Genomic DNA, 4,969 nt, shown 5'->3' with positions numbered 1-4,969 from the left:
GATGGACCGGCCGGAGCGCGAATGGCTGACGTCGTACGGCGCGCTGCTCGAATGGGCGGTCTTCGTGGAAGTCCTCCGTCGACCCGACATGCGCCGGCTCGGCGCCGCCGCGGCCGAGCGTCCGCCGCGCGCGTCCGCGGTGCTGGCCCGCGCACTGAAGCTGCGCCAGGCGACGTACCGCCTGCTGCGTGCGTCGCTGGAGGGTTGGAAGCCGGACCTTGCAGACATCGCCGTGCTCGACGACGAGCTGCGCGTTGCGCGCCTCCACCAGCGGCTGGGCGGGCCGTTGCCGCTCCGGCTTTCGTGGGACGATGACCACGCTGCGCTGGACCGGATGCTCTGGCCGGTCGCTCTCGACGCGGCGGAGCTCCTGGGCAGCACGGACCTCGATCGCATCGGGCAGTGCCCGGGCGACAACTGCGGCTGGATGTTCCTGGACGAGAGCCGCGGCCGGCGTCGCAGGTGGTGCGACATGGCGGACTGCGGCAACGTGGCCAAGGTGCGGCGCTTCCGGGCGCGGGAGGCGGCGAGTCGCTGAGGTGAGTCGCACCCGTCCTGCCCTGGCGTGCCGCTACGAGCTTCTTGACAGCCGCAGCCCGGTGGGGAAGCATTCCTGCGCGGCCGACGAGGGTCGCCCCTTCCTACAACACGTGGAGCTGCGTGTGAGCTATCCCCTGACGTTGCGTTTCAAGATTCTCGCGATCCATCAGCAGCTGGCCGTTCACGACTCGAGCGATCAGCTGATGATGTACGTGAAGCAGAAGGCCTTCAAGCTGAAGGAAGCGATCACCGTCTTTGCGGACCAGGCGCAGACGCGGCCGCTGTACCACATCAATGCGGATCGCGTGATCGACTTCTCGGCGAACTACACGATCACCGATGCCGAGGGCAACTACATCGGCGCGGTCCGGCAGAAGGGCATGAAGTCGCTCTGGCGCTCGCACTACGACATCGTGGACGGCGATCGCGTGGTGTTCACGGCCACGGAGGAGAACCCGTGGTCCAAGGTGGCGAACAACTTCTTCGAGCAGATCCCGATCCTGGGTGCGCTCAGCGGCTACGTCTTTCACCCGAGCTACGTGCTCTCCGCGAATGGCAGCGGACCGGCGGTGCGCGCGAAGAAGCAGCCCGCCTTCATGGAAAGCATGTTCCGGATCGAGCGGCTGCCGGCGAAACTTTCCCCCGAGGACGAGCGTCTGCTGGTGATCGGCACCGTGACGACACTGCTGCTGGAGCGCCGTCGCGGCTGAACACCAGCGCGTGCCGGGGTCGCGGCGGTCAGGATGCCGGCGCTCCGGCATTCAAGCGCTGACGCAGCGCGCCGATGTCAGCGAGCACGGTTACACCCCCGAGCTCATGCGCGTGACGCTCACCTGCGGGCGTGGCCTGCGACGGTGCCTTCATCGGTGATGCGCGCATCGTGCCGACGGACGTCCTGGCGTCCAACGGCATCATCCACTTGATCGACACCCTGACCGCCCATCGGCTGGCGCGGAGCGATCGCGGCACATTGCATGATCGTTCGCGCCGGCCCGCTGTGGTTCCGCTCACAGGCTCCGATTCGCATGCACGCGATCCTCACCGCATCCGCACCACCCACACCCGCGGCCGCAGGGCATCCGCAATTGCGCCGCCGGCGCCATCGCCGACGGAAACCGCCAGTGAGCCATGGCTGCCGGTCGACGTGATGAGCGAGTACGCGGTTCCGCCGCCCACGATCATGCCGCTGCGAGTGAAGCCCGCGAAGTCGAGCTGCTCCGGCGTGAGCTGTCTTGGGTCGTCGGGCAGCAACTCGTCGAGCCGCCAGCTTGTCAGCTGGAGCGAGGGTGCCGAAGCAGTCGCCAGGCGTCCGTCCGTGTAGAGCGTCGCTGCCCAGTCGACGATCAGCTCGGGGACCTCGATACCGAGCAGAGCCTCGAGCTGGGCGAGCAGGTCGGCGGTCGGATCCATTGTGAGGATGGCGCTGTGCAGCGCCGACTGGCCCCCCGGCTGCGCGACGCCGAAGCGGTCGCTCACGTAGCGGAGGAACGACCACGCGGCGCCCGGTGCGGCGGAGGGATCGCACGGTGAATCGGGCGAGGCGAAGCCGAACAGCGAGCATCCTTCGGGCGCGCCGTCTGTCTTGCCAGCGGCGCCATCCCAGCCAGTGAAGCGGGCGAGCTGGTCGAAGCGATCCTGTATCCAGTCGCTCAGGCCGGGCGTGCCGAGCACCGCGGCGCCGAGCTCCTGCTGCGAGCCGAAACCCGCCAGACGGAGGCCGACATGCTCGACCAGCAGCTCGGCCTGTCCCTCGGCGATCCACAGGGGCAGCAGTCCGCCACCCCGGGCGAGCCGCTGCGCCCACTGCACGATGTGCGCGATGTGATGCGTTGCTTCCGGTGGGACGTCCTCGAGCATGGCCATCAGCTCGGCGGCGCTCGGCGCGTCCGGCACGGCAACATAGACGTAGAACCCCTCGTTGCTCGACGCGCAGCTGGAACGGGGCAGCTGGTCGACCACGGACGCGAACGCGGGCAATTCCATCAGCGCCACGTTGGGCGTGAGCACGACGGTCACGCGCGTCTCCGGGTCCCAGCCACCAGCTGAGAGGAAGTTCGCGATCATGTCCACGCCGGCGTCCCCGTACGCGACGTGCAGCGCATTCGCGGCCGCGACCAGTGCGGCGTAGGCAGGTGTCGCCGGGTCGGGCAGCGGTGCGGCACTCGCGAGGACCAGGCGCGCACCGACCGAGAAGACCCGCGCAGTGACCGGAAGGAAATCGACGCACGGATCTGCGCGCAGGTCCGGCACGCGCAGCTGGAGGTCCTGACCCACGACGGGCGGCGCGCTGGCCGGCACGGAGGGCCCAGGCTCCGAGCGGCGCGTCGAGCCGGCCGATCCGTGCAACCCCCTCACCAGTGTCTCCTCGTACGCTCGCAGCCGCAGCTCGGGATCGCTGCTCACCGCTCGGCTCGACGCGCTGGTATTAACGATACCGGCACGGCGCGAGGTCCAGTCGTTCGCCGTCATCGCGTCGCCGAATGGTCCGTTTGCATCGACCCCCACCATCGAGAACGTGGAGCGGGCGTCGAGCTGGGCGGTCGTCGAGAGCCCGACCAGGTACTCATCGTCGGCGCCGGGCAGGAACTGCAGGCACTGCTCGTCTGCATCCGTCAGTATGCGACGCTCGCCGACGTCGAGATCGAGCGCACCCGCCGGCGTCCACGTCACGCTCTGCACACCCTGCCCGCCCGCGCGTAAGACCTCGACCTCGACGACACGCTGCGGCGTGCAGCCGAGAGTCGGCACCTCGATCGTGAGCGCCGATTGCGTGCCATCGATGATGGTCGCAGCCGCACCGCCGACGTGGACGACATTCGATTCCAGCGTCGGATGGAAGCCCGTCCCCGTGATCGTGACCGTATCCATGGCAACCAGCGCAGATGGCGCGTCGAGCGAGAATGTCACGGCGTCGGCCGTCATGATTACCGGTGAACCGTCGAGCGGCTCGCCCGAGCGGACCAGCGAGTCCGGTACGGTGGCGTGCACGGCGTACGTGCCCGGCGCGGAGCCGAGCGTCACGTGCACGGCAGCGACGCCGTCCAGGTTGGTGTAGACCTCCGCAGCGTCCAGCGCGGCATCGCCGTCCACCGAAAAGACGACGAGCACGTCGGGCACCACGTTGCCTTCCGCATCGAGCACCAGTACCTGCAGCGGCTGCGGCAGGGCCATTCCAACCAGCTCGCTCTGCCCGTCGCCATTCAGGACGGCCATGCTCGCCGGCTCGAGTGGCAGCGCGCTCGCAGTGAACCGGTGCGACGCTTCGTCATTGAAGCCTGCCTGCACGTCGAGTTCCTGCGGCCCCATCTCCCCGAGCGTCCACGTGGCGGAGGCGGTGCCGCTCGCATCCGTCTGCGTCGTTGCGGGATCTACGGTTCCGCCGCCGGACACGACGGTGAACGATGCTGGTGCGCCCACGACGGGGTGGCCGCGCGCGTCGCGCAGTACCACGACAACCATGGAGTCGAGTGCGGCGGCAACTCCTCCACCCTGCTCGTCGCCGGCGATCTCCACCGAGTCGACCGCCTGCTCGACCCTGACGGTCATCGTACCGCTCACGCTTCCCGCAGCCGCGCGCACGGTGGCAGTGCCGTTGCCGAGTGCGATCACGGTGCCGTCCGCGTCCACGGAGACGATCGCCTGTGGCGACGCGCTCCACGTCACGCTCGCGGTGACCGGCTCGGAGCGGCGGTTGCGTACGACCGCGTCGAGCTGGACGGTGTCACTCACGGAGACGAGCAGTGCAGTGGCCGGTGCGATGCTGACCGAGGCCGGTGCGTTGGAGGGTGGCGCGTCGGTCGGCGAGGAGCAGGCGAATACGACGCACGCAGCGCAGAGACGTCGCATGCATCGCGCACCGGGTAGCGTCTGTGCGCGAGGTGTAACCGCAAAGAATCTCATGGCTCGCATGTCAGCCCTCCCGGATCACGCCGTACACGCTCACCTGCATTCCGCCTGCGACCTCCTGTGCCAGTACCCAGATCAGCTTGCCGGACTCCGCGGCCAGGCCGGGCGGCGGGTTCACGAGCCGGATGGCTTCCGCACCGAGCAGCCAGAGTCCATCTGCCCGCTGCAGCACGATGCCGAGCCGGCGGTCCGCGCCTACCTGCGACGGCAGGTCGTAGCCATGGACGTTGATGCCGGTCGCGCTGGCGCGACCCCAAACACGCACGGGGATGCCGGTGAGCCGCGCGAGCTCGGCGGTCTTCGGCCCGTTGACGGAGAGCGTCGTCCCGTTTGCCGTGCGCAGTGTTGCCGCGGATGCAGGCCATGCCGTGGCGTTGATCACGCCGGTCAGCGTGTCCGCGCGCGCTGCGCTGCATACGACGTCGAACGGCAGGCTCACCGGCGTGCGCGCCGCGTCCAGCGTGATCAGCCGGGGGTTCGGCCCCTGCGCCTGGCAGTTCCCCGCGATGTCGGTGACGTGCAG

Annotated in this window: 4 protein-coding genes; 2 read left to right on the top strand and 2 right to left on the bottom strand. The window is 69.0% G+C overall.

The features are described 5' to 3' along the window. The coding region (locus VFU06_17025; GenBank protein ID HEU5211103.1) for a CGNR zinc finger domain-containing protein at positions 1-538 on the top strand (538 nt) is incomplete at its 5' end. Positions 539-662: 124 nt separating this feature from the next. Further along, entirely contained in the window at positions 663-1,250 is a 588-nt protein-coding gene (locus tag VFU06_17020) for a hypothetical protein (protein ID HEU5211102.1), read from the top strand. Between the two features lie 328 nt (positions 1,251-1,578). On the opposite strand, the gene VFU06_17015 is transcribed toward VFU06_17020, so the two are convergent. Next, a complete protein-coding gene (locus VFU06_17015) occupies positions 1,579-4,386 on the bottom strand; it encodes an Ig-like domain-containing protein (protein HEU5211101.1) in 2,808 nt (935 codons plus the stop codon). 64 nt (positions 4,387-4,450) lie between these two features. Continuing rightward, a partial coding sequence (locus tag VFU06_17010; GenBank protein ID HEU5211100.1) for a hypothetical protein occupies positions 4,451-4,969 on the bottom strand: 519 nt, incomplete at its 5' end.

The organism is Longimicrobiales bacterium (genome assembly GCA_035764935.1).
In the GTDB taxonomy this organism is placed as follows: Bacteria; Gemmatimonadota; Gemmatimonadetes; order Longimicrobiales; family RSA9; genus DASTYK01.
This window is presented reverse-complemented; position numbering and strand designations above follow the sequence as displayed.